Annotated in this window: 18 protein-coding genes, 1 rRNA gene and 2 pseudogenes; 8 read left to right on the top strand and 13 right to left on the bottom strand. The window is 67.6% G+C overall.

The features are described 5' to 3' along the window. Positions 1-188 precede the first annotated feature (188 nt). The 3 genes and pseudogenes from rrf to BM372_RS21100 all read left to right on the top strand — a co-directional run. Positions 189-305: ribosomal RNA gene (rrf, locus tag BM372_RS15385) — 5S ribosomal RNA — on the top strand. A gap of 176 nt (positions 306-481) precedes the next feature. After that, positions 482-1,330, top strand: coding sequence for an SDR family NAD(P)-dependent oxidoreductase (locus tag BM372_RS15380; RefSeq protein ID WP_090956316.1), 849 nt, complete (start codon positions 482-484; stop codon positions 1,328-1,330). 82 nt (positions 1,331-1,412) lie between these two features. Further along, a pseudogene (locus tag BM372_RS21100) lies at positions 1,413-1,457 on the top strand (excalibur calcium-binding domain-containing protein); the annotation flags it as partial. A gap of 176 nt (positions 1,458-1,633) precedes the next feature. Here the strand turns inward: BM372_RS21100 and BM372_RS15370 are convergent. The 6 genes and pseudogenes from BM372_RS15370 to BM372_RS15345 all read right to left on the bottom strand — a co-directional run bounded on the left by BM372_RS15370 (position 1,634) and on the right by BM372_RS15345 (position 10,749). Next, positions 1,634-3,565: a putative bifunctional diguanylate cyclase/phosphodiesterase gene (locus BM372_RS15370; RefSeq protein ID WP_090956315.1), complete on the bottom strand. Its 1,932-nt coding sequence runs from the start codon at positions 3,563-3,565 to the stop codon at positions 1,634-1,636. Positions 3,566-3,747: 182 nt separating this feature from the next. Further along, entirely contained in the window at positions 3,748-5,850 is a 2,103-nt protein-coding gene (locus BM372_RS15365) for a putative bifunctional diguanylate cyclase/phosphodiesterase (protein ID WP_256214301.1), read from the bottom strand. Positions 5,851-5,983: 133 nt separating this feature from the next. Continuing rightward, positions 5,984-8,224: an EAL domain-containing protein gene (locus BM372_RS15360; RefSeq protein ID WP_371261752.1), complete on the bottom strand. Its 2,241-nt coding sequence runs from the start codon at positions 8,222-8,224 to the stop codon at positions 5,984-5,986. A gap of 141 nt (positions 8,225-8,365) precedes the next feature. Further along, positions 8,366-8,551, bottom strand: a pseudogene (locus BM372_RS21095) (alpha-mannosyltransferase); the annotation flags it as partial. A gap of 460 nt (positions 8,552-9,011) precedes the next feature. Beyond that, positions 9,012-9,251: a hypothetical protein gene (locus BM372_RS15350; RefSeq protein WP_090956312.1), complete on the bottom strand. Its 240-nt coding sequence runs from the start codon at positions 9,249-9,251 to the stop codon at positions 9,012-9,014. 64 nt (positions 9,252-9,315) lie between these two features. After that, positions 9,316-10,749 (bottom strand): flotillin family protein, encoded by a 1,434-nt coding sequence (locus tag BM372_RS15345; RefSeq protein WP_090956311.1) that lies wholly within the window; start codon positions 10,747-10,749, stop codon positions 9,316-9,318. A gap of 410 nt (positions 10,750-11,159) precedes the next feature. On the opposite strand from BM372_RS15345, the gene BM372_RS15340 reads away from it, so the two are divergent. Further along, positions 11,160-12,575: a phenylacetate--CoA ligase family protein gene (locus BM372_RS15340; RefSeq protein WP_256214300.1), complete on the top strand. Its 1,416-nt coding sequence runs from the start codon at positions 11,160-11,162 to the stop codon at positions 12,573-12,575. A 58-nt stretch (positions 12,576-12,633) separates the two neighbouring features. On the opposite strand, the gene BM372_RS15335 is transcribed toward BM372_RS15340, so the two are convergent. Then, positions 12,634-13,650 carry an HNH endonuclease gene (locus tag BM372_RS15335; RefSeq protein ID WP_090956309.1) on the bottom strand — a complete coding sequence of 339 codons (1,017 nt, stop codon included), beginning with the start codon at positions 13,648-13,650 and terminating at the stop codon, positions 12,634-12,636. 158 nt (positions 13,651-13,808) lie between these two features. Between BM372_RS15335 and BM372_RS15330 the strand changes: the two genes are divergently transcribed. Next, complete coding sequence (locus BM372_RS15330; protein WP_090956308.1) at positions 13,809-13,997, top strand: hypothetical protein; 189 nt, start codon at positions 13,809-13,811, stop codon at positions 13,995-13,997. Between the two features lie 12 nt (positions 13,998-14,009). On the opposite strand, the gene BM372_RS15325 is transcribed toward BM372_RS15330, so the two are convergent. The 3 genes from BM372_RS15325 to BM372_RS15315 form a co-directional block, all read right to left on the bottom strand. Beyond that, the gene (locus tag BM372_RS15325; protein ID WP_090956338.1) at positions 14,010-15,218 is read right to left on the bottom strand and encodes a serine hydrolase domain-containing protein; all 1,209 of its coding nucleotides are present in this window, start codon (positions 15,216-15,218) and stop codon (positions 14,010-14,012) included. A 140-nt stretch (positions 15,219-15,358) separates the two neighbouring features. Further along, positions 15,359-15,676 (bottom strand): ferredoxin, encoded by a 318-nt coding sequence (gene fdxA / locus BM372_RS15320; RefSeq protein ID WP_090956307.1) that lies wholly within the window; start codon positions 15,674-15,676, stop codon positions 15,359-15,361. Positions 15,677-15,843: 167 nt separating this feature from the next. Further along, positions 15,844-16,260 carry a DUF4383 domain-containing protein gene (locus BM372_RS15315; RefSeq protein WP_256214299.1) on the bottom strand — a complete coding sequence of 139 codons (417 nt, stop codon included), beginning with the start codon at positions 16,258-16,260 and terminating at the stop codon, positions 15,844-15,846. A 248-nt stretch (positions 16,261-16,508) separates the two neighbouring features. On the opposite strand from BM372_RS15315, the gene BM372_RS15310 reads away from it, so the two are divergent. Continuing rightward, positions 16,509-17,831 (top strand): cell division protein PerM, encoded by a 1,323-nt coding sequence (locus BM372_RS15310; RefSeq protein ID WP_090956305.1) that lies wholly within the window; start codon positions 16,509-16,511, stop codon positions 17,829-17,831. A 30-nt stretch (positions 17,832-17,861) separates the two neighbouring features. On the opposite strand, the gene BM372_RS15305 is transcribed toward BM372_RS15310, so the two are convergent. Beyond that, entirely contained in the window at positions 17,862-18,293 is a 432-nt protein-coding gene (locus tag BM372_RS15305) for a hypothetical protein (protein WP_090956304.1), read from the bottom strand. A gap of 39 nt (positions 18,294-18,332) precedes the next feature. On the opposite strand from BM372_RS15305, the gene purN reads away from it, so the two are divergent. Then, the gene (gene purN / locus BM372_RS15300) at positions 18,333-18,917 is read left to right on the top strand and encodes a phosphoribosylglycinamide formyltransferase (protein ID WP_090956303.1); all 585 of its coding nucleotides are present in this window, start codon (positions 18,333-18,335) and stop codon (positions 18,915-18,917) included. An 81-nt stretch (positions 18,918-18,998) separates the two neighbouring features. On the opposite strand, the gene BM372_RS15295 is transcribed toward purN, so the two are convergent. Beyond that, positions 18,999-20,351: an MFS transporter gene (locus BM372_RS15295; protein ID WP_090956302.1), complete on the bottom strand. Its 1,353-nt coding sequence runs from the start codon at positions 20,349-20,351 to the stop codon at positions 18,999-19,001. Between the two features lie 150 nt (positions 20,352-20,501). Here BM372_RS15295 and purH point away from each other — a divergent pair, with 150 nt between their 5' ends. Then, entirely contained in the window at positions 20,502-22,199 is a 1,698-nt protein-coding gene (gene purH / locus BM372_RS15290) for a bifunctional phosphoribosylaminoimidazolecarboxamide formyltransferase/IMP cyclohydrolase (RefSeq protein ID WP_090956301.1), read from the top strand. 664 nt (positions 22,200-22,863) lie between these two features. Here the strand turns inward: purH and BM372_RS15285 are convergent. After that, complete coding sequence (locus BM372_RS15285) at positions 22,864-23,889, bottom strand: trypsin-like serine peptidase (protein ID WP_090956300.1); 1,026 nt, start codon at positions 23,887-23,889, stop codon at positions 22,864-22,866. Between the last annotated feature and the right edge of the window lie 73 nt (positions 23,890-23,962).

Below are 23,962 nucleotides of genomic sequence, written 5' to 3'. Positions count from 1 at the left end.
AAAAGCCGTTCGCACCCGGGGCGGGTACAAAGAAACAAGACTGCTTGCGTCCACTATGTGGTTCCCAAACAACAAACCCCCCACAAGGGCACTGTTGCACAGGAACCAAACCACAACCGAATAACGTGTTGTAACACCACAGATTTCCCACCCCCACGCCCAGGCGCGGACGGGTGCGGAGCAAGGGTTACGGCGGTCATAGCGCGGGGGAAACGCCCGGTCCCATTCCGAACCCGGAAGCTAAGACCCGCAGCGCCGATGGTACTGCACCCGGGAGGGTGTGGGAGAGTAGGTCACCGCCGGAACACCATTCAGGTCGAGGACCCCAACCACCAGGTTGGGGTCCTCCCGCATTTAACCGAATTTAACAGAGTTATTAGGACACCGGCCCAGGCGGAACGAACTCCTGGTTGTGCTCGTTAGAATTCGACGGGACTGGATTCCAAAAGCCAGCCCACCGCTTTCGTTCTAAGGACACTCAATGACTGAGCGCACCATCGTCATCACCGGAGCCAGCGACGGGATCGGCGCCTCCGCCGCGCGGACCTTCGCGAAGCAGGGGGAGAGGGTGATCGTCGTCGGGCGTTCCGCCGAGAAGACTGAGAAGGTCGCGAACGAGATCGGCGCCGACTACTTCGTCAGCGACTTCGCCGAGCTTGCCCAGGTGCGCACGCTGGCCGCGCAGCTGAAGGAAAAGTACCCGCGGATCGATGTCCTGGCGAACAACGCCGGCGGCATCATGGGACCCCGCGAGCTCACTGTAGACGGCCACGAGAAGACCTTCCAGGTCAACCACCTGGCCCCCTTCCTGCTCACCACCGAGCTGATCGACGTCCTCACCGCCAGCCAGGCCACCGTCATCAACACCTCAAGCGTCGCCAATTCGATCTTCGGCAACCTGGACATCGATGACCTCGACGCGGCCCGGAGCTACTCCACCAACCGCGCCTACGGCAACGCCAAGCTAGCCAACATCCTCTTCACCGCCGAACTCCACAACCGCTACAACACCGAGGGAATCACGACGGCGGCGTTCCACCCCGGCGGCGTGGCCACTAACTTCGCGGCCGACTCCACGAGCAACATGCGCTTGGCGTACAAGTCGTTCCTCAAGCGCTTCATGAAGACCCCGGAGGAGGGCGCGGACACCCTCGTGTGGCTCGCCAACGCCACCGCGGGCCACGACTGGGTCTCCGGCGCCTACTACGCCAAACGGAGGCTCGCCAAGGCCAACCGGCAGGCCTACAACGCGGGCCTCGCCAAGGCGCTGTGGCAGCGCAGCGAGGCGATGGTGGCCCAAGACCTCGACAAGTTGGACCAAAGCGCCTGATAGTCCGTTTCGCAGCGGTGATTCAGCCCCTGAACAGCCAAAACGTGGGCACGAAGGCGGCGCGCGGCACTATCGCGAATACGACCTCGACCGCGACAACGACGGCATCGCCTGCGAAAAGCGCTGAGGTGAGTGGCATGTCGGGGTCCTGGCTCGCAGCCGGGACCCCGGCGTGCTTGGCCGGGAATCCGTGGAGCCGATGTACATGCCCGGGCGCTTACGGACGCCGGCCACCGGCTAGCTGACGCCCCGGCCTAGCCGGCGACCTGGTGCCCAGCTGGGGCTGCCAGCGCCGACCCACGGCTACCGCCCGGCGTCGACCTTGTCCAGGGCGTTTAGGGCGCTCTCCATGGTGCCCGCGAGCTCGCTGGCAGGGGCGGGCTTGGCGAACAGGTAGCCCTGCAGGGAATCGCAGCCGCGTTCCATCAGGTACTTGGCTTGCTCCGCGGTCTCTATGCCCTCGGCCGTGACCTTTAGGCCCAGGGCGTGCGCGGCGTTGATCATGGTGGTGAAGAACGGCAGCTGTTCCTGGCCGGTCTTGATCATGGCGACGAAGGAACGGTCGATCTTGACCTTGTCCAGCGGCAGTTCCTGGAGCCGGCCGAGGGTGGAATACCCGGTGCCGAAGTCGTCCATGGCAATCCGGACGCCGGCCTCCCGCAGCAGCCGCAGCTGGCCCAGCACGTCGGAGGAGGCGTCGAAGAACACGCTTTCGGTCAGCTCAAGCGTCAGTTGGTGCGGGGCTACGCCGGTGGAGGCCGCGATCGCGAGGACGTCCGCGGCGAAGTCGCGGTGCTGGAACTGCAGGCCCGAGATGTTCACGGCCACGCTGTAGGCGGTGTCGCCGGCCAGCCAGGGCCGGATCTCGGCGCAGGCGCGGCGCAGGACTTCGTCGCCGATCTCGCGGATCAGGCCGCTCTGCTCGGCCACCGGCAGGAACTGGTTGGGCGGGACCAGCCGGCCGTGCCGTTCCCAGCGTGCGAACGCCTCGAACTGCACCACCGAGCCGACGCCCGGGGACACCACGGGCTGGTAGTGCACCGAGATCTGGCCCAGTTCGACGGCGCGCCGGAGCCCGGTTTCGCCGTCGGCCTTGTGCGCCGCGGTGTTCAGCATTTCCGGCCGGAACCGCAGCCACTGGTTCTTACCGGCCGCCTTGGCCGCGGTCATGGCGGCATCGGCCTGCCGCAGCAGTTCCGCGCCGTCCAGCGTGTGCGCGGACTTGGACGCCAGGCCCATGCTCACGCCGGGCCGGACCATGGTCCCGCCGACACGCAGGGGTTCGTAGAGGGCCTGCGAGATGCGCCTGGCCACCGCATCCGCGTTCAGGCATTCGGTCAGCAGCACCGCGAACTCGTCGCCGCCCAGCCGGGCAACGGTGTCATGCGGGCGGACGCAGTTGCGCAGCCTGCTCGCCACCTCCACCAGCAGCTCATCGGCCGCGGAGCGTCCCAGCATGTCGTTGAGGTGCTTGAAGTCATCGATGTTCAGCAGCAGGATGTCCACCGGATCCGGTCGGCGCAGGGCCGCGGCGAGCCGCTCGTTGAAGAACGGGCCGTTGGGCAGCGCGGTCAGGGGGTCGCGGAGGGAGACGGCCTTGAGTTCGTCGTCGTGCCCGGTGAACGCCGCGGGAGCGGCACCCGCCGCAAGCGGCGTAGCCGGGGCACCAGGCGTACGACGGCGGAGAATGTCGCCGCCGAGGGGTTGGCCGGCGCCGCCGGCAGCGGGGAAGAAACCGGCGCCGGCGGGCACGGGGCGGACGTCGCGGTGATCCTTGCCGTCTGAACTGCGGTCTGCACTGCGGTCTGCAGCCGGGCGGGCATTCCGGTGGCCGGCGTCCCGGACCGAGAGCACCACGGAGGTTCCGGCGTCGGCCGCGCCTGCCGGTGCGGGTGCCAGCGAGCACGTGATTTCGACGGGAAGTTCGGTGCCGTCGGCCCTCCGGCCGGTGCCGGCGAACGGGGCGTGGGGGCCGGGACGGCGGGCGCCTGCAACCGTGCCCAGGCCGGGAGCGCCCAGGCCGGCAGCACCCAGGCCGGCGAGCACGCGGTGGAATTCCTCCCGGGAGGACTCCGCCAGGAGCATGCTGTGGCCCGCGCCCAGGAGTTGCGCGCTGGAGTAGCCGAAGAGCCGCTCTGCAGCCGTATTGAGGAAGGAAATGGACCCGTCTGGACCGACCAGCAGCAGTGCGTCAGGACTGTGCTCCAGCAATAATTGTGCGAATCCAGCTTCCACGATTTTGACAGCCCCCCAGGCGACGAATACGGAGTGCAGCCGCTCTGTGGAGAACCCCTATGGAGAACACAGTCCGCTGCGCTCCCTGCATCATATGTGGTGCGGGCCCGCCGACCGTGATGGGCATCATGCCGCACCCGAATGTGTCGAAACGGGAACTGAGGCGGGAAGCGAGGCGGAAGCTATCCCTGCAGCGGGACGCCCTCCAGTTCCGCGATGGCCGCCACCGAGTTGAGGACGGCCTGCTGCCGGGCTTCCGCGGGTTCCGGAGGGGAGAAGAGGAAGCCCTGCAGCGCATCGCAGCCGTGGTCCATGAGATAGCGGGCCTGGGCCGGCGTCTCGATGCCCTCGGCCGTGACCTTCAGCCCCAGGCTGCGGGCCATGTGGATCATCGAGGTCAGGATCGGCAGCTTTTCGACGCCGGTGCGCAGCATGGACACAAAGGACTTGTCGATCTTCACCACGTCCACCGGCAGGTCCTGCAGCCGGCCCAGTGAGGAATAGCCCGTCCCGAAATCGTCCAGCGCCACCCGGATGCCGGCCTCGCGCAGGGTTTCGAGCTGGCCGATGACGTGGGAGTGGGCATCGAAGAAGACACTCTCGGTCACTTCGAGCACCAGCTGGCGCGGGTCCACGCCGCTCCAGGCCGCGATGTCCAGGACGCGCTCCGCGAAGTCCTGATGCTGCAGCTGGACACCGGAAACGTTGACGGCAACGCTCCGGAACGGATCCTCGGAAAGCCAGGGCGCGAGCTCGGTGCAGCTGCGCCGCAGCACCTCGGCCCCGATCTCCCGGATCAGGCCGCTGCGTTCGGCCGTCTGGATGAAATCGTTAGGCGGGATCACCGTGCCTTTCCACTCCCACCGGGCCAGGGCCTCGAACTGCACCACGTCGAGCCGGTCGCTGGAGATGACGGGCTGGTAGTGGACCGCGATCTGCCCCAGCTCCACCGCCCGCCGCAGCCCGGCCGTCAGCTGGGTACGTTCCAGCAGCGCGGCCAGCATCTCAGGTTGGAAGTGCACATAGCAGTTCTTGCCGGCCTCCTTGGCGGCGTACATGGCCAAGTCCGCCCGGCGCAGCAGCTCGGAGGACGTCTGCGTTCCGGCGTCGCGCGATGCCACACCCAGGCTCAGGCCCGGCCGCATGAGCGTCCCCTCGATGGAGACCGGGGCGTTCAGGGTGCTGACCACCCGCTGGGCCACGCCGTCGGCGTCCCGGCAGCCGACCAGCAGGACCACGAATTCGTCCCCGCCCAGCCGGGCAACGGTGCCGTGCGGGCCCACGCAGTTCCGCAGCCGGCGGGAGACCTCGACGAGCATCTGGTCACCGGCATGGTGGCCCAGGACGTCGTTGACTTCCTTGAAGTCGTCCAGATCCAGAAGCAGCACGTGCACGGGCTCCGGCGTGAGGAGGGCGGCGGCTGCCCGTTGATTGAACAGCATCCGGTTGGCCAGTCCGGTGAGCGGGTCCTGGAAGGCCAGTTCCTTAAGCTTGTCCGCCTGCTCGGCCAGTTCCTCCATGGCGCGGCGGGCCTGGTCCTGGGCGCGACGGCGGGAGGTGGTATCGCGGAAGTTCCAGATGCGCCCCACGACCGTGTCTGCCACCTTCTGCGGCCGGGAGTAGAGTTCCACGGTGCGGCCGTCGGCGAACTCCAGAACGTCGTGGCTTTGCAGTTCCGTGTCCGCGTAAAGCGCCGAAACCTTCTGCAGGAAGTAGTCCGGGTCGGCCAGTTGTTCCGCGATGAACCGGGCCAGCGCGGTGGGGTCCTCCGAAGCGATCAGTTCCGGCGGCATGCACCACAGCTTGAGGAACTGGTCGTTGATCCCCGTGATGTGCCCCTCGGTCGAGACCATCACGATCCCGTCCGACGTCGTTTCCAGGGTGGCGTCCAGAAGGGAGAGGGCCAGCCGGCGCCCGGAGTCCGAGTCAGTGCGGTGCGCCGCGTCCCGGACGGCTACCGCCATGGCCGTGCCGGCGTCGAGTGTCACCAGCGAGCACGTGATCTCGACGGCGGCCTCGGAACCGTCGCGGCGCCGTCCGACGGCGGGGAACGGCCGGCTGCCGGCCCGGCTGTTGCGGCCCAGCCGGCCAAAAACCCGCAGGAAGCCGCCGCGTTCCCCCTCCGACAACAGGACGGTGTGCTGCACGCCGAGGAGCTCTTCCCGGGGGTAGCCGAACAGCTGTTCCGCGGCCGAATTGACGAAGGCGATGGTTCCGTCCGAGGTCAGCAGCAGAAGTGCATCAGGACCCTGTTCCAGCAGGGCCTCACCAAACCCAGTTCCCACGACTATTGCGGCCCCCAGAGCGACGGAATGTTGACAGTGCGGCAGTGCCGGCTGACACGCCGCGGCAATGCGTTTCCTGAATCATAGGGTCCTTCGGGCCCCAGTCCAGCACATCGGCCCCGAACTTGCCGAGTCACCGGTTGCCGGGCACCCGATCGCCCCGCAGCGTGCTGATGGCCCGGGCCGCCTGATCCAGCGCCGGCTGCAGTCCGGTCTCCGGCTGGGGGCGGGCAAACAGGAAACCCTGCAGCGAATCGCAGTTCAGGTCCATGAGGTGGCCGGCCTGCGCCGCAGTTTCCACGCCTTCGGCGGTGACGGTCAGCCCCAGTCCGTGGGCCATGTCGATCATGGCGCTCAGGATGGGCAGCTGTTCCGTGCCGGTGTTGATCATCGCCACGAACGACTGGTCGATTTTCAGCGTGTCCACCGGCAGGTCCTGGAGGCGTCCGAGGGAGGAGTATCCGGTGCCGAAGTCATCGAGGGCCACCCGGACGCCGGCCGTGCGCAGGCTGACGAGCTGCTTGATCACGTGGCAGTCGTCGTCGAAGAACACGCTCTCGGTGACCTCCAGGACCAGCTGCCGCGGGTCCACGCCGCAGGATTCCGTCACCGCCAGGACCAGCTCGGCGAAATCCCCGTGCTGGAGCTGGACGCCGGAGACGTTCACGGCCAGGGACCGCGAGGCGTCCTCCTGCAGCCAGGCCTTGAGCTCGGTGCAGCCGCGCAGGAGGACCTCGGTGCCGATCTCGACAATGAGGCCGCTGCGTTCGGCGGCCGGAATGAAGTGTTTCGGGGGCACGAGGGCGCCGTCGCGGATCCAGCGCGCCAGGGCCTCGACCTTGACCACCTTCCCGAGCGCCGTGGACACGATCGGCTGGTAGTGCACGGCGATCTGCCCGTTGTCCACGGCCAGCCGCAGCCCAGCCTCCAGGTTGTTGCGGTCCACGAGGGCCTCCATCATTTCGGGACGGAAGCGCAGGTACCGGTTCTTGCCGGCGGCCTTGGCCGCATACATCGCGACGTCGGCCCGCCGCAGGAGCTCGGAGGCGTCCACGGCGTCCTCGCTGATCGACGCGAGTCCCAGGCTGAGGCTGGGCCGGAGCATGGTGCCGTCGATCCACACCGGAACCCGCAGCGAGTCGACGATCCGGGCGGCGACGGCGTCGGGGTCCAGCGAGCCGATCAGCAGCACCACGAACTCGTCCCCGCCCAGCCGGGCCACGACATCGCCGGGCCGGACGCACGTGCGCAGCCGCCGCCCTACCTCGATCAGCATCTGGTCGCCGGCGTGGTGGCCAAGGATGTCATTGACCTCCTTGAAGTCGTCCAGGTCCAGGAGCAGGACGTCGACGGCGGTGCCGCTCGGTTCCGCGAGGGCAGCGGCGAGGCGGTCGCTGAACAGCTGGCGGTTGGACAGCCCGGTTAAGCCGTCCTGGAAAGCCAGCGCCTTGAGCTGGGCGGACTGCTCGGCGAGGTCCGCCATGGCCTTGGAAATCCGGTCCTGGGCCACCTTCGCCGCGGTCACATCCCTGAAGCTCCACACCCGTCCGACCACCTCGTCAGCGACCTTCTGCGGACGGGAGTAACGTTCAAACGTCCGGCCGTCGCGGAAGTGCAGGGCATCACGGCTTTCCGCTCCGGGATCGGCGTACAGGGCCTCGACCTTTTCGACGAACCGGGCCGGATCCTGCAGTTGATCCAGGACAAAGGCCATGATGGCCGCATCGTCCCGGCGGGCCAGCAGCTCCCGCGGGATGCCCCACATGGAGACGAACTGGTTGTTGACGCCGGCGATCTCACCAGCGCTGCTGACCACCAGAATGCCGTCCGCCGTGGATTCGAGCGTCGCGCTCAGCAGCGACATGGCCGCGCGGAGGCCGTCATCGGTTGCCGGCCGGTGTGAGGTGTCCCGGATTGCGGCGAGCATACTGGCGGTGCCATAACCGCTGCCTGCACCGGTGACTGCACCGGTGACGAGGAGGGCGCCGGCCACTTCGGCCTGGAACTCCGTGCCGTCCCGCCGCCGCCCGTAGGCCTCCACGGGAGCGGTGTCCGTCCCAGCGGCGGCAGCGTCATCGTCGAGAGTTGCAGGTGTGTGCACCTGCGGGTGGGCTGCGTCGCGGCGGAGGTTGAAGAACAGCCCCTGGAGCCCGTTCTGGAATCCCTCGGCCAGCAGCAGGCGGTGGTCGGAGCCCACGAGCTCGTCACGGAGGTACCCGAACATGCGCTCCGCGGCGGCATTGACCATTCTGATGGTGCCGTCCTCGGCCACCACCAGCAGGGCATCGGGGCTGGATTCCACCAGTTCGCTGTAGCTGAGGACCGTGCCCGCTGCCGGGCCCGGGACTCCCTCCGGGGACGACGGCGTGCTCACGCGCCCAACGCCGTGTACATCTGAGACCAACCAGTCACTTAGAACCTCCCACCGGGAAATCATAGGCGCCCCGAGGACCCTTGGAGGTCACCACGAGGCCGGGGCGGGTCCCGCCCCCGGTTGCCCTATCACCTATGGTGCTTAAAGCCCCGGTTTGGCCGCCATAAGTGATAGGGCAACGAGGGGGGAGTGGCCCATCGCGGGCTCCGCGGTCACGGCCTGGTAGTGGGCGACGAGTTCGGCCCGGAGCGCGGACCACGTCCTGCCCTGGACCGAGGCGTGTGCTGCCGCCGCGAAGGCGCGCCGCTTGGCGTCGTCGCCCATCAGGTGCGCGGGGAGCGGGCGTGGCCGGGAGGGGAAGAGTGGGTTAACAGGTGGGCGCGCTCAGGACCGAATGGGAGCTTAGGACCGAATGGGAGCTTAGGACCGAACGGGAGCTTAGGACCGAACGGGAGCTTAGGACCGAACGGGAGCTTAGGACCGAACGGGAGCTTAGGACCGAACGGGAGTCAGGGCGGAGCAGCCAGCGGCGCAAACAACCGGGCCAGGAGTATTCGGGAAAGCAGGGGGAAACGTCAGTACCGGGCCTCGCTTCAGCGCAAGGACAGGCGACATGGCCGAAATTGACGGCCTACAGCGGATCGGGCCAGTTCCCGACCGGGCCGAGATTTTTCGGTGGCTTCGCAGCCGGACCGCCACGCGCGCGCATATTGCCTTCCAACTGAAATCCCTCCAGAGGCTACGGAACTTCAGAATACGCCCGTCGGTTCCTAGCGTCCAGAGGCGGTCAGTCGGCCTTCAGCACGTCCGGGAGTTCGTCCACGAACACGGTTTGGGGCGGTTCATAGTAGATGACCAGGACCTGCTCGCCCACGGCGAAGACACTGTTCTTGTCGAACGGGTGCGCATGGAACGCGCTGGTTCCGCCGCGGAAGGGCAGCATGACCTCCCCGATGGTGCCCGGACCGATCCGTCCGGTGACGCGCCCGATCTTGCCGGTCAGGCTCCGGTCAACATCCCTATGCATCAAAATCCCAGCACATCAGTATCCGGCGCATTTGTTTCCCCGGTCTTGCGGGCGCATGGCGGCCCTACGCCTCCGGTGCCTTCGCATCCCGTTTGCCGGCCCTGCCGTTCTTCAGCGCGGTGGAGAGCGCCGGAAGGTAGTCGCCCACCTGTGCCAAAATCCCGCCGATCATCTGGTTGACTCCCTCCCCGCCGTTCAGGACGGTCATTTGGCCGACGTGCCCGAACGGCTCGGCCGCCGCCGCCACGATGGCCGGCATGTTCTCGGCAAGCTGCTGGGAGATGACCGCGTCCTGGTTGGTTGCTAGCGCTTCGGCACGGGCCGCGATGCCTTCCGCCTCGGCCAACGCTTTGGCCTTGATGGCAGAGGCGGCAGCATCACCGCGGGCCTTGGTGGCGGCAGCCTCGGCTTCGCCGGTGAGCCGGGTGGCCCCTGCGGCCGCCGCTGCCGCCGTCGCGTTGGCCTGGGCCTGCACCTCCGTGCGCCGCGCGTTGGCCTGGGCCTCGAGTTCCGTGCGCCGGGCCAAGGCTTCCGCGGCGCTGATGTCCGCGGATTTCTGGCCCTCGGCATCGGTGCGCTTGGCGTAGGCCCGGGCGTCGGCGGGTTTGCGGACGGTGGTCTGGAGCTTTTGTTCTTCCCGGTCGGCCTCGAGCTTGGCCACCTCGGTTTCCTGGACCACCACTTGCTGCCGGGCCGAGGCATCGGCCAGCGGCCCGGCCTGGGCGGCGTTCGCCTTGGCACGTTCGGCATTGGCCTGCGCCACGGACTGCCGGATCGCGGACACGCTCTTTGCGTCGGCGATCAGCGCCTCCGCTTCGGCTTCCTTTTCCGCAGCCTCCCGGTTCCGGGTGGCCTCGGCGATGCGGGCCTCCATCTTGACCAGGGCAATGTGCGGCTTGGCGATGTTCTGGATGTAGCCCGTGGGGTCCTGGAGGTCCTTGATCTGCAGCGAGTCGACCACCAGCCCCAGCTTCTCCATCTCGACGCCGCTGGCGCTGCGGACCTGGGAGGCCAGCTTGTCGCGCTCGCGGATGATTTCCTCGACCGTCATGCTGCCGATGATCGAGCGAAGGTGGCCCTCGAAGACGTTGTAGACCTGGCTTTGCATCTTGGGCTGCTGGCCAAGGAACCGCCGCGCCGCGTTGGCAATGAAGGGCGGGGCGTCCCCGATCTTATAGATCACCACGCCCTCGACGATCACCTGGATGCCCTGGGAGGTCACGCAGGAGACCTTGAGTTCGGTTTCATTCAGCGTCAGGGACAGCGGCCGCACGGTCTGGAGACCGGGCAGCACCAGCGCTCCCTTGCCGGTGACAATCTTGAAGTCCATTCCCTCCCGGGTCTCCAGCGTGCCGCGGGTCAGGCCGGAGATGATCAGGGCCTCGTTCGGTTCAGCCACCTTCCACATCAGCTTCGTTGCCACCCAGATGACGCCGACGACGACGGCGGCCCCCAGGACGATCGAGATGAGCGGATAGAAAGCTGACAAGTCCGGCATTAACCAGGTCCTTTCACGGCGGTGGAAAAGGTATTAAGCAAAGCCCCAAACGATGCTGCTGGCAGTCCCCGGCCGGACCGGAGGCGGGAATTGGAACACCACCAGGCAACCGTTGTACACAGTCTGGGGTCCTACATGCTTGGAAGTCCAGCAATTCGCCGATGCCGGGCCTGCCCGGGTGCCGAAAGCCCCTGTCGGGGCGGCCGCCGGCGTGCCAACGTGGGAGGGCGTGCGAGCGCGGCTGACCTTGCCAGCGCGCAAGAGGTGCCAGCGCGGAAGTGGTGCCGCCGCGGAAGGGCGGGCAGCCCGACGACGGCGCCCGTGAATAGCAACGCGGGGTCATTACGCGCCCATTCCGGAGCGCTGGATGGGCGCGATCTGACCCCGCGTTGCTGAAAGGTTGGTGGGCGATGCGGGACTCTCCGCCTCGGTTGAAACAGCTGACCGGGACCGCGTGGGACATCTGGCGGGCGGAGCGTTCCAGTCAAAACGCGATCGCCCGCCGGCAACGGGACCGGCTCGCGGCGCTGGTTGAGCACGCGCGGTCCGCCTCGCCCTTCTACCGCAGGCTCTACCGGGACATCCCGGAGACGGTAACGGACCCGGTGACGGATCTGGCCACGGTTTTGGGGGAGCTGCCTCCGGTGGGCAAGCGCGAGCTCATGGCGAACTTCGATGACTGGGTGACCGATCCGCACATTACGCTCGCCGGACTGAAGGAAGACCTCCTCGGGGACACCGCGCACGTGGGCGGCTTCTACCGCGGGCAGTACCTCGTGATGACGACGTCGGGGTCCACGGGGGAGCCGGCCGTCCTGGTCCATGACCGGAACTCGTTGCAGGTCGCGAACCTCCTGGCTCCGATCCGCGCACGGCGGACCCTGCTGACGGCTGCGGAAGCGCGGGCTTTCCTGCGCCAGGGACTGCGGGCCGCGGCGCTGATCGCAGACGGGGACCACTTTGCCGGCGTCGTGCTGACTGAAACGGCGCGGCGCCGCAGTCCGCAGATCGCCCGCCGCGTCCGGGTGTTCTCTGTGCTCCGGCCGATCCCGGAACTCGTGGCCGAGCTCAACGCGTTCCAACCGACCGTGCTCTACGGCTATCCGAGTGCCATGGTGCAACTGGCTGCGGAACAAAAGTCGGGACGGCTCAGGATCCAGCCCGTCCTGGCGGCCGCTTCGGGGGAGGCCTTGACGGACGATAACGGGACGGCGATCGAAGCGGCCCTCGGCTGCCGCGCCACTGTGCGCTACCTTGCCTCGGAGGCGCCGGCGCTGACCTGCCAGTGCCCACAGGGGCAGTTCCACGTCAACGCCGACTGGCACATCGTGGAGCCGGTGGACGAGAACTTCCGTCCCGTCCCGGCCGGGGAACTCTCCCATACGGTGCTGGTCACCAACCTGGCCAACCGGGTCCAGCCCCTTATCCGGTACAACCTGGGCGACCGCGTGCAGTTTGCGGCATCCCCGTGTGCTTGCGGCAGCCCGTTTCCCGCGCTTCGAGTCGAAGGCCGCAGCGGTGACGTCTTAACCTTTGGTGCCGCCGCCGGGGCCGTGGTGACGGTGCTGCCGCTGGCGCTCGGGACGGTGATCGAGGAGACCGCCGGCGTCCGCAGGTTCCAGGCGATCCGCACGGGGATGCGGGAGCTGACCGTGCGGCTCGAGCTTTGGCCGGATGCCTCGACGGCGGCAGTGCGGGCTGCAGTGACGGAACGTCTCAGTGCGTTCTTGGCAGCCCAGGGCGCCGACGGCGTCGACGTCCGGTTTTCGGATGAACCGCCCCGGCCCGACCGCAGCGGCAAGTTCCGCGAGGTATTTTCTGCCTGACGACCTGGCTGCCGTGACTACATTAGGCCTGTGACTGCCTGTCGTGCTGTGGAGCTTTTTACTGCTGGTTAAGGATCCGCCTGGCGTCCCGCTGGGCCTGGAGCTGCTCCGGGGTGACCTCCTGTCCGGCCAGGAACCCCGCGGCGGCCATGATCCGGCGCAACTCGGCGACGCTGCGCGGCGTCCCGACGGCGTGGTGCGCCATGGCGTGGCAGTTGGCGCACAGCGGCACCAGATCCGTGACGGGATCGAGCACGTAGTTGCTGTCCAGCTGCGACACCGGGACCAGATGATGGACCGGAATGAAGTCCCTGCCGAGGTCCCCGTAGGCGATTTCAAACGAGAACCCGCACGCGGCACAACTGGTCCCGTGATGGGCAATGCAGATCCGCCGCGCGTCCGGACTGTGCTCATACCGGTTCACCTCAACCCGGCTGACCTCTGCCGCCGGGACGGTGCCGGGCACCGGCTGGGTGGGGTCAGCCGGCTGCGGGCCGAATTCGCTCCAGAGCCCCCGCAGGAGCGCTTCGTCGGCCGGGTCAATCGCCAGCCCGGAGCCGTGCAGCGCCTCCCAGCCGATGCCGGGCACGGCCTCCGTCAGGACGCCGGGCGGGATCTGGTCGCCGGTCCGCAGGAGGGCATCGAAGGCTACGCGGACGTACAGCGGGGCACCCGGCGGCACGTGGCTCCCAGCGTCCTGGGTCGCCGGTGCTTGCGCGCCGGGTGTTTGCGGGCTTGGTGCTTGCGCGGTGGGTGTTTGGGGGCTTGGTGCTTGCGCGGTGGGTGTTTGCCACCGGGGCGCCGGTCGCTCCGAGACGATCACGCCGTGACCGATCAGCCCGCGCCCGTGGCGGCCCTGGAGCACGAGCCACGCCTCCGCGCCGGAGGCAGCGGCCGGGTTGCCGGCGCTCTGGCCGCCCGGGGTCTGATGGCCAGCGTCCTGGCCGCCCGCGGCCTGGTCGCTGATCTCCCAGCTGGCCAAGTACCAGCCTTTTTCGGCGACTTCTTCCAGGACTGCCGGGTAGGTCCACTCGTTCCATTCGTCGGGGTTCCAGACGAGGATGATGGCTGTCATGTGCCCATTCTCCCAGTGTCCGCGAGGCCGTGTGTCTGGCGTTTTGGCTCGCTGGCATCGGGGGTGCAATCCCGGACTTTCGCGCGGTGCCGAGGCGCTGTTCCGCGGGGCCAAGAGAACCCTGCGGCGGTAAAATTGGAGTTAGAGGTGTTCGGGAAATGCTTGGATCCATCGACCCCATCGTCGTCTTCTTGCTCTTCTTCGCCGCAGTCTCACTGCTGGCGATCGTTGGCACGTTTGTCCTCATCTGGCGGGACGGGCACGGGCGGATTCCGCTCGAGCCCACGGAACGGCCCTGGACGGCGGGCAACCTCCCAAGCCTGCCGTACTCCCAAGTGCGCCTCTAGCACTCCGCACCTTCAGCCCGCCCGGTCCGCGGCCTGTACAAGCTGCGTCGACCCGGCTGGGCAGGTGGCGTTGAGGGTGTCCTCTGCGACGGCTTGCATTGCCAGCAGGATGCGGGTGGTCTGGACCTCCAGCGGTTCCGGCGGGTAGGCCACGGCAATGGTGAGCTGCCGGCTGCCGTCGGCGCTGGACATGGAGATGGTGCCATAGCCGGGCACCTCGCCGGGATGACCGTAGTAGAAGTCGTTGGTGCAGAGGTCGTTCCAGCGGACGATGCCGAGCGCGTACCTGGCGTAGAGCGGGCTTTCCATCTGCGTGATCGTGTCAGGCTTGAGCAGCCGGTTCTGCAGCAAGGCGCGGTAGAAAGCGTTCACGTCCGCCACGGAGGACACCATGCCGACGGCGGCGTTGTCGATTTGGGCCGCCGGGTAGCTGACGTCGAGTCGTTTGTTGTCCAAGGTGATGTAGCCGTGGACCAAATCCGGCGGCCGGGGCCCGGCCGCCGTCATCAGGGTCCTGGTCAATCCGAGCGGCTCAATGATGTCGGCGCGGATCACCTCTCCGATCGGCCGGCCCCGCAGGCGTTCGACGATCAGGGCCAGGGCAATGTAGTTCGAGTTGGAGTACGCAAATCCCTGGGCCAGCTTCGCCTGCCAGGATATCCGGCCCGCCATGGCCAGCAGCTCGGCCAGGCTTACCCTGGTGGTCAGGGCCTGCCGCACGGTGGCAGGATCGAACAGGGGCCCGTTGACCGAGGGCATGCCGGAGCGGTGCTGCAGCAACTGGCGGACGGTCACAGGTCCGGGCGGGTGCATGACCCGGTCAAACTCCGGCAGGTAGGTGCTGACCGGCGCCTCCAGCTGGAGCCGGCCTTCCTCCACGAGTTTGAGCACCGACACCGCCACCATGGACTTGGTGATGCCCCCGATATGGACGGGGTCCGTTACGTCGGCGCCGGAACGGCTTTCCAGATCGCGCACCCCGTGGGCTAAGGACCATTCGTCCCCGCCGACCCGGACCTGGATGAGTACCGCGGGGGCGCCGTCGTCGAGCATTCTCCTGCTGAACTCTTCCAGCTGGGTCCGGTAACCGGGCTCGGACGACGGCGGCTGCGCCGGCGGTCGCGGCCCGGGACTGCATCCGCCCAGGGCCGCAGTGAGTACGACGGCGGCAACTGCGGCCGTGAAGCGGAGGGTTGAGGCGCGGATCCAGGCCACCGACATGGCGGTTCCTTCTTGCAGCTGGGGCAGGCAGTCGGGGAGCAGGATGCCCCCGGCCAACCCTCCTTCTGGCCGCGCACAATCCTGACCCTTGAGATAGTCCTCAGCTGGCCACCCGCCGTCAAGGGCCAAAGGAAGTGTGATCAGACGGCCGGCGGCGCCCCCACTACTACGGGATGGTCGCGGGGCAAGTTTCCCAGGGCGGAGGCGCCCTGCGGCGAGCCGAGCTCGTCGAAGAACTCCACGTTGGCGCGCACGTAGTCAGCCCATTCGTCCGGGACGTCGTCCGAGTAGTAGATGGCCTCGACCGGGCCTACCGGATCGCAGGCGCCGCAGTCCACGCACTCGGCCGGGTGGATGTAGAGCGAGCGTTCGCCCTCGTAGATGCAGTCCACCGGGCATTCGTCGATGCAGGCCTTGTCCTTCACATCCACGCAGGGCTGCGCGATCACGTACGTCATGGAAGACTACACACCCGTGTAGACGGTCTTGCCCCACGTGAAGAAGTCCAGCGCGGACGCCGGGCAAAAGGAAAGCTGGTGCAGCCGCCGCGTTGCCGCTAAACCACTGCACCAGCAGGTAGTACGAATTTTCAGAATGCTATGAAACGTTACTCATTCGCGGCTCCCTATGTCCCGGGGGTTGATGACCGGGTCTCTGAGTCTTCTAGGTGCCTTGTCATCAGCCAGCCCGCGCCGGCCATGACAATGCCCATGATCATGAACGCCCAGTTGTCTGCGGTATTCAGCGACAGGAAGTTGGCCGCCGAATCCACACCGACGATGAGCCCGTAAATGCTAAGGATGATGTACAGCAGGCCGGAGCCCATGAGGAAGTTCCGGGCGCCCAGGGCGGTACGGGACATGCTCAGACCAGCCGCGCCGATCGCGACCTGAACAATGTTCAGCAACATCGATACCTGGAACAGGTTCAGGAACAGAGCCTGGGAATCAGGCCCGAAGAACCTTAGCTCGCTGTAGTTCGTGGTGATGCCGGGGATGAACCCGAGGATGCCCACGATGATAAGGACGATACCTACACCCATGCCAACGTTCTGTACATCTGTCCGACCAAAATGAACGCCGTGTGCATGGGGGGATGCGGTAGTCATGTTCTGCCTCCAACCACTGAATGCGGACATTTAATTTTACGACCGGGGTATGGAAAAAGCTCCGGCGGGCTGGGTAGCGGTGAGGCCGGCCGCCGGGGGCGGAATAGCCGGATTTCGCGGATCCGCGCGTTGTGCCTGTCGGAAACCGGCGGGATGCCGGGCACATGGCACCATGGATCTCGATGAAACTGCGCGCTGATCAGACCGGACAACGTGGCCTTCCCATGCCCCTGTGGCTGCAGGGCGCCCTCGAGTCCGCCCAGGCCGCCGTCATCTCCGCCCTCGCCGTGGCCGTGCCGATCGTCGCAGTCTGGGCCACGGCGGGATTCCACAACAACGGGCTCGATGTCCTGGCGCGCCTGGCCGGCCAGGCCTGGCTGCTGATCCACGGCGTGCCCCTGCTGCTGGACACCGCCGGCGCCGGGTCCGCTGCGCAGCCGGAATCCGGGACGCTCTCACTCATTCCCCTGGGGCTGGCCCTCATCCCGTTCCTGCTGGCCTGGCGTGCGGGACGCCAGCTCGCCCGCGCCTCCTACACCGACCAGCTCTGGCAGCCGCTGCTGGGATCGTGGCTGGCGTACGCCGGCTTCGGCCTGGCCACGGGCTTCGTGTGCCGCACGTCCGACGTCGGCATCGGCCTCTGGTCCGCCGCGTTCATTCCGCTCATCCCGTTCGGGCTCGGCATGGTGGTGGGTGCGCGCCGTGAGGCCGGATCCTGGAGCCGGCTGATCGGCGTCGATGCTGTGGCCTGGCTGTCGAAGACCAGCCAGCATTCGCGCTGGGCCGGCTCCTACCTGGGCTCGGCCATCAAGGCCGGCTGGGTGGCGCTGGTGGCGAGCCTGGCGATGTCCGCGGCGCTGCTCGCCGTCGACCTCTTCATCCACTGGAACCTTATAGTCGCCGTCTATGAAGGGCTCGACGCCGGCGCCATGGGCGGCGGTGTCCTCACCATTGTGCAGCTGGGCTTCCTGCCCAACCTTCTAGTGTTTGCCCTGGCCTGGATCTCCGGTGCGGGGTTCGACCTGGGCGTCGGTTCGGTGGCCGGCCCGCTGGGGACCGCCGTCGGGCCGCTGCCGTCCATTCCCGTGTTGGCCGCGCTGCCGTCCGGCTCGCTCGGCTTCGGTTTCGTGGCCCTCGTGGTGCCGGCGCTCGCCGGGGCGCTGGCCGGCTGGTGGTTCCTGCGCGAAGGCGAGAACCACTTCGACGAATGGCTGTCCATCAAGATCCGGGCCCGCTGGTTCACGGCCGCGGCGTCCACCCTCGTGCTGGGTGCGGTGATCGGCTCCATCGCGGGGCTGCTCGCGGCGGGCCTCGCCTGGCTTGCCCGCGGTTCGGCCGGGATCGGGAGGCTGACGCAGATCGGCCCCGACCCGCTCCGCACGGCACTGTTCGTGGCGGCGGAGGTGGGGATCGGCGTCGTGATCGGCTACGCGGCCGGCCCCTGGCTGGAACGCCAGCAGAAGCTGCGCGAGGCGGACCTCGAAGCGGTCAACAACAGCCGCTAACGCGGCTGTTGGACTAACGCGGCTGTTGGACTAGCGCAGCTGCGTGGGCAGGGAGTTCTGGAGCTGAGTCTGGCATGCCGACGTGGCCTGCTGGGTCAGGGCGTGGCGGACGCACTGCTGGTAGTCGCGGATCTGGTTGAAGAACAGTGACGAGGCCAGGATCACCAGCAGCATCACCGCTGAGACCACCAGCCCGGACAGCGTGCCGTACAGGACCAGCCGCGGTGCCTTGTATTTCACCGCCCGGATCAGCAGCATGATGCCCAGCACCATCCCGGCCACGGTGAGGAGGGCGGTCAGCCACAGGTAGCCGACGTCGAGCTGGAAGACGAAGAACGAGGCCAGGACCGCGACGACAAACAGCCGGAACAGGGTGTGGGTCAGCTGCGGGGAGGCCTTGCCGGTCGTGCCGCGCGGATGCCGGTCAGGCTCGCCGCCGCCGGAGTCCGTGGGGGAATTCATGTTTTCCAGCCTACGCGAGCGGCCCCATAAGCTAGGACCATGCGCATAGTTGTCCTAGTTTCCGGCACCGGCTCCAATCTCCAGGCGGTGATCGACGCCGTGGCGTCCGGCACGCTCGACGTCGAGATCGCCGCCGTCGGCGCCGACCGGCCCGGGACCTTCGGGGTGGAGCGCTCCGCCGCCGCCGGCATTCCCACGTTTGTGGTGGACTTCAAGGCCTACCCGGACCGGGCCGCCTGGAACGCCACGCTGACCGAAACCGTGGCCGGATTCAACCCGGATGTGGTGGTTTCCTCGGGCTTCATGCGGATTGTCAGCGCCGACTTCATCGACGCGTTCGGCGGCAAATACCTCAACACGCACCCGGCCCTGCTGCCGTCCTTCCCCGGCGCCCACGGGGTCCGGGATGCCCTGGCCTACGGCGTGAAGGTCACCGGCTGCACGGTGCACTGGGCCGACGCCGGGGTGGACACCGGCCCCATCATTGCGCAGGAGGCCGTGGCGATCGCGGACGGCGAATCCGAGGACTCCCTGCACGAGCGCATCAAGGTTGTGGAGCGCCGGCTCCTGGTATCCACGCTGGCCTCCCTCGCCGCAGCCCAGCGCGCGCCCGAGCCCGCCTGATTTCCCCGTTGCGCTATCAGTTGTGGTGGTTCTGGAGCGCTGTGAACCACCACAAGTGATAGCGCATCGAGGGGGAGGGGCCTACTCGAGCCGGCGCTGCTTGGTTTCGGGGGCGAAGAAGGCCATCCACAGCACGGAGAGCAGCACCAGCCCGCCGGCCAGCGCGAACGACGTCGCGAGGCCCAGTTCTGGCCAGAGGACGGCGGCAAAGATCAGCGGGCCGAAGCCGGCGCCGAGCCGGGAAAACGTCGATGCCCAGCCGAAGCCGGAACTTCGCAGCTCCGTGGGGTAGAGCTCGGAAACGTAGGCGTAGAGCACCGGAATGGCCACCTGCACCACGAAGCCGAAGACCAGGAGCCAGAACACGGCGGCCGTCGGGATGTCCACCACGATCGCCACAATGACCAGGGTCAGGGCCGACAGCGGGCCGGTGATGGCCAGAATCCACTTGCGGCCCACCCGTTCCACCAGCAGGGCTGCCACCACCACGCCGAGGAGCCCGACGGCGGCCATGGACGCCGTCGTGAGGAAGGCCTTGTACTCCTCGAAGCCGGCGCCGATCAGGATCCGCGGCATCCAGGTCAGCGACAGGTAGTACACCAGCAGGATGCTGAAGAACAGGGCCCATGCCGCCGTCGTAATTTTCCAGTTGAACTGCCAGAGCGCACGCAACTGCGTCCAGGCACTGCCGGGGGAGAGCCGGGGTGCGTCCTGGGCCTCGGGCAGGCTGTAGGCGCGCGGTTCGGCGCCGGTGGCGTCGACCAGGCTGTCGATCACCTTTGCGGCCTCGTCGCGGCGGCCCTTGCGGATCAGGAACAGCGGGGATTCCGGCACGCTGCGGCGAATCCAGAAGACCAGCAGCGCCGGGAGCACCATGACCAGCATGGTCAGGCGCCAGTCCGCGAAGGCGGCGATCAGTCCGGCGGAGACGAAACCGCAGAGGGCGGCCCCGACCGGCCACCAGCCGTCCATTGCCGTCAAGACGCGGCCGCGCTGCCTGCGGGGGGTGAACTCGCCCACGAGGGCATAGTCCACCGGGATGCAGCCGCCCAGGCCGAACCCGGCCACGAACCGGAACACACAGAACCAGACGAAGTCCGGGGCGAAGGCGCCGAACACCGTGAAGATGGAAAAGATCAGCAGTGTCGCGGTGAAGGCCTTTTTGCGCCCGATGGTGTCCGCGACGGTGCCCCACACGAAGGCGCCCAGGGCCATGCCGATCAGGTTCGCGGTGCCGATCCAGGCGGCATCGCCCGGGCTCAGCGACCAGTGCTTGGACAGCAACGGAATGAGGATGCCGTTGAGGGTGACGTCCCAGGCATCGAACATGAAGCCCAGTCCGCCGATCAGGAAAATCCGGCCTTGGACCTTCCACCGCCACGGCAGTTCCTGGACCACCTGTTCGCCGCTGGGCACAGTGGTGTACGTGTTCATCTTGGCCTCCTGTGAAAACTCTACGTGGCCCGGCCGCGGCCCGGGTGTGCTTCACACTCCGGCGCGCGGGAGGGGCCGGCGCGCCGACGCGATAAACTGGCCGCATCCCCACCACCCGCGGCCCCGCCGCGATATAAGACGGAGACTTTTGTGAGCTTCACGCAGCTTGACCGTGTATCCATCGACCGAGTGCCCATCCGCCGGGCACTGATCTCGGTCTACGACAAGACCGGTCTGGAGGAGCTCGCGCAGGGCCTGCATGCAGCCGGCGTCAAGATCGTCTCCACCGGCTCCACGGCCAAGAAGATTGCCGCCGCGGGCATCCCCGTGCAGGAAGTCGAAGAAGTCACCGGTTCCCCGGAGATGCTGGATGGCCGCGTCAAGACCCTGCACCCGCGCGTGCACGGAGGCATCCTCGCCGACCGCCGCGTCCCGGCGCACATGCAGACGCTGGTGGACATGGAGATCGAGCCGTTCGACCTCGTCGTCGTCAACCTGTACCCCTTCGTCGAGACCGTTAAGTCCGGCGCCGCCCAGGACGACGTCGTCGAGCAGATCGACATCGGCGGCCCCGCTATGGTGCGCTCCGCCGCGAAGAACCACGCCGCCGTCGCGATCGTGGTGGACCCCGCATCTTACGGCTCCGTCGTGGCAGCAGCGGCCTCGGGCGGCTTTGACCTGAAGACCCGGCGCCGGCTCGCCGCCAAGGCGTTCGCGCACACCGCCAGCTACGACACCGCGGTGGCCACCTGGACCGCCAGCCAGTTCCTGGACGAGGACGGCGACGGCGTCATCGACTGGCCCGCCTACGCCGGCCTGGCCCTGGAGCGCTCCGAGGTGCTCCGCTACGGCGAAAACCCGCACCAGCAGGCCGCGCTCTACGTGGACAAGGCCGCCCCGGCCGGCATCGCCCAGGCCGACCAGCTGCACGGCAAGGCCATGAGCTACAACAACTTCGTCGACGCCGACGCCGCACTGCGCGCCGCGTTCGACTTCGCCGAGCCCGCCGTCGCCATCATCAAGCACGCCAACCCCTGCGGCGTGGCTGTGGGCTCTGCCTCCGCCGCGGACCCCATCGCCGACGCCCATGCCAAGGCCCACGCCTGCGATCCCGTCTCGGCATTCGGCGGCGTCATCGCCGCAAACCGCCCGGTCACGGCCGCCATGGCCCAGACCGTGGCGGGCATCTTCACGGAGGTCGTCATCGCGCCGGGCTTCGACGACGAGGCCGTGGAGATCCTGTCTAAGAAGAAGAACATCCGCCTCCTGGCCCTGCCCGAGGGATACGGCCGCTACCCGACCGAGTTCCGACAGGTGTCCGGCGGCATGTTGGTCCAGGCCACGGACAAGGTCGATGCCGACGGCGACAACCCCGCCAACTGGACCCTCGCCGCGGGCGCCGCCGCCGACGCCGCCACCCTGGCGGACCTCGCGTTCGCCTGGACCGCCTGCCGTGCGGCCAAGTCCAACGCCATCCTGCTCGCGGACAACGGCGCGGCGGTCGGCATCGGCATGGGCCAGGTCAACCGGCTCGATTCCTGCAAGCTTGCCGTCGAGCGCGCCAACACGCTCGGAGTCACGGTGGAGTCCGACAGTGCTGTTGGGAGCGATGCTCCCGGCGGCGCGGCCGGCACCGACGCCAGCGAAGCACCCGAGCGTGCCCGCGGTGCGGTGGCGGCGTCGGACGCGTTCTTCCCGTTCGCCGACGGCCTGCAGATCCTGGTCGACGCCGGCGTGCGTGCCGTGGTGCAGCCCGGCGGCTCCGTCCGGGACGAGGAAGTCATCGCCGCGGCGAACGCAGCCGGCATCACGATGTACTTCACCGGAGCACGCCACTTCTTCCACTAGGTTCCACTAGGCCTGCCGGTCGGTGCCGCAGAAGCACCGCAGCAAAGAGCTCTCCAAAGAATGGACATGTCCGCACTTGCCCCGAGGACATGTCCATTCTTTGTTCCCAGGGGACGACCGGCGGCCTGAACGGCTGCCCGGCCGTCGGGACATGCCCATTCTTCGTGGCAAGGGATGTGCTGCCGGGCCGGCGTGGGGAACGTGCCCATTCTTCGTGGTGCAGGATGTGCTGCCGGGCCAGCGTGGGGAACATGCCCATTCTTGGTGGCGAGGGATGCGCTGCCGGGCCCCTCGCGGGGAACATGCCCGTTCTTCAGTCCGAGACCTGGACATATGGGCAATATGTCCAAGCCTCGGCGTGAGAGGAGGGCATGTCCCGGGACCAAAGGCCTATCTGGAGGCCGACGGCAGTAGCGCGGGAACATGCCCATTCTTCAGGCCGAGGCCTGGGCCGGCGACGCGTCTGGACGGGACATGCCCATTTTTCAGGCCAACGCCCGGACATATGGGGGATATGTCCGGGCCTTGGCATTGGGGGAGGGCATGTCCAGAGAGCAGTGGCTCAGGCCCAGGCAAGGAGGCTGGTTCGAGGACCATGCTCGTTGTTGGGGCCCCGGGGCGGACCGGCGGACGTGCCTCAGGGGGGACACGTCCGCGGGCTGGGCTAGGAAGCGGCCGCCGTGGTGTAGGCCTGTTGGATGACGCTGCCCCAGTATGGGCCGTACATCTTGGTGGAGTTGCTGCCGTAACCGTAGCTGTTGATTGAGTTCTGGTACCCGGAGGAGCTGGTACCGATGAACCACGGGCCGCCCGAGGATCCGCCGGTCATGTTGCACGGGATGCCCTGGGTGTTGAACTGCGGGTTGTAGGGGTCGTTGGTCGCGGTGCCGGAGCAGCTCTTGAGGGATTCGCCGTTGAATGGCGTAGCGGCAGGGTAACCGAATGACTTGTAGCTCAGGCCGCGGGCGGCGTTGAACTGTACCCCGGAACCGCCAACGACGTCGCTCAGATACTGGCCGTTGAGTGTGGACATCACGGCGAAGGCGGTGTCGTAGGTCATATCGCCCGCGGAGCTCCACTGGGTGGTGGTGTAGAGGGCCTTGGCCGTCCACTTGCCGTAGGGGGCCGCGCCGTTGAGGTACGCCGGCACGAAAGTGAACTTGGTGGCAAAGGCGCCGGGGCCCTCGTTCACGCAGTGCCCGGCCGTGGAGACCGTGCTCTTGTTGCCGGAGGAGACCGAGTTGCCGGAGCAGACGTAGTTGGTTCCGCCGAGGGTGAAGAACACTTTGCCGATGTGCGGGACGGGGGACTCGCTCGCATTCGCCTTCGTCTGGATCGTCGGGGACTGGGTCGGGGACTGGGTCCGGGGTTGCTGCGTCGGTGCGGCCGCCTCGACCTTGCTCGGGGCGGCGCCCTCCAGCAGCGCCGACCCGGACTTCGAGGACTTGCCGCCCCGCGCCATCGCCTTGGCCGCCAGGACATCACCGGGGACGGCATTTCGCATGCGCTCCGAGGTCCAGTAATCGGCCGCGCCCGCTTCAGTAACGGTGTGGCTTGCGACATCGGAGGCAGAAAGCGGCGTCTTGGCCGGGTTGGGGGATGCCGCGGCTGCCCCCGCGGCGCTCAAAGCCAACAGCGCGGCAGCCGACAGGGTGAGCAGGCTGGTGGCCAGAGTCTTGGGTGTTCTCATGGGTGTCCTAACCGGTGGAAAAGCTGGGCGGCCGCCGTTGGTGGCCGTTGGATGGAATGAAGCTACGGCAGGT

It is taken from the genome of Arthrobacter sp. ov118 (genome assembly GCF_900116495.1).
In the GTDB taxonomy this organism is placed as follows: domain Bacteria; phylum Actinomycetota; class Actinomycetes; order Actinomycetales; family Micrococcaceae; genus Arthrobacter.
The sequence above is the reverse complement of the archived record's forward strand: the minus strand, read 5'-3'. Positions and strand labels throughout refer to the sequence as shown.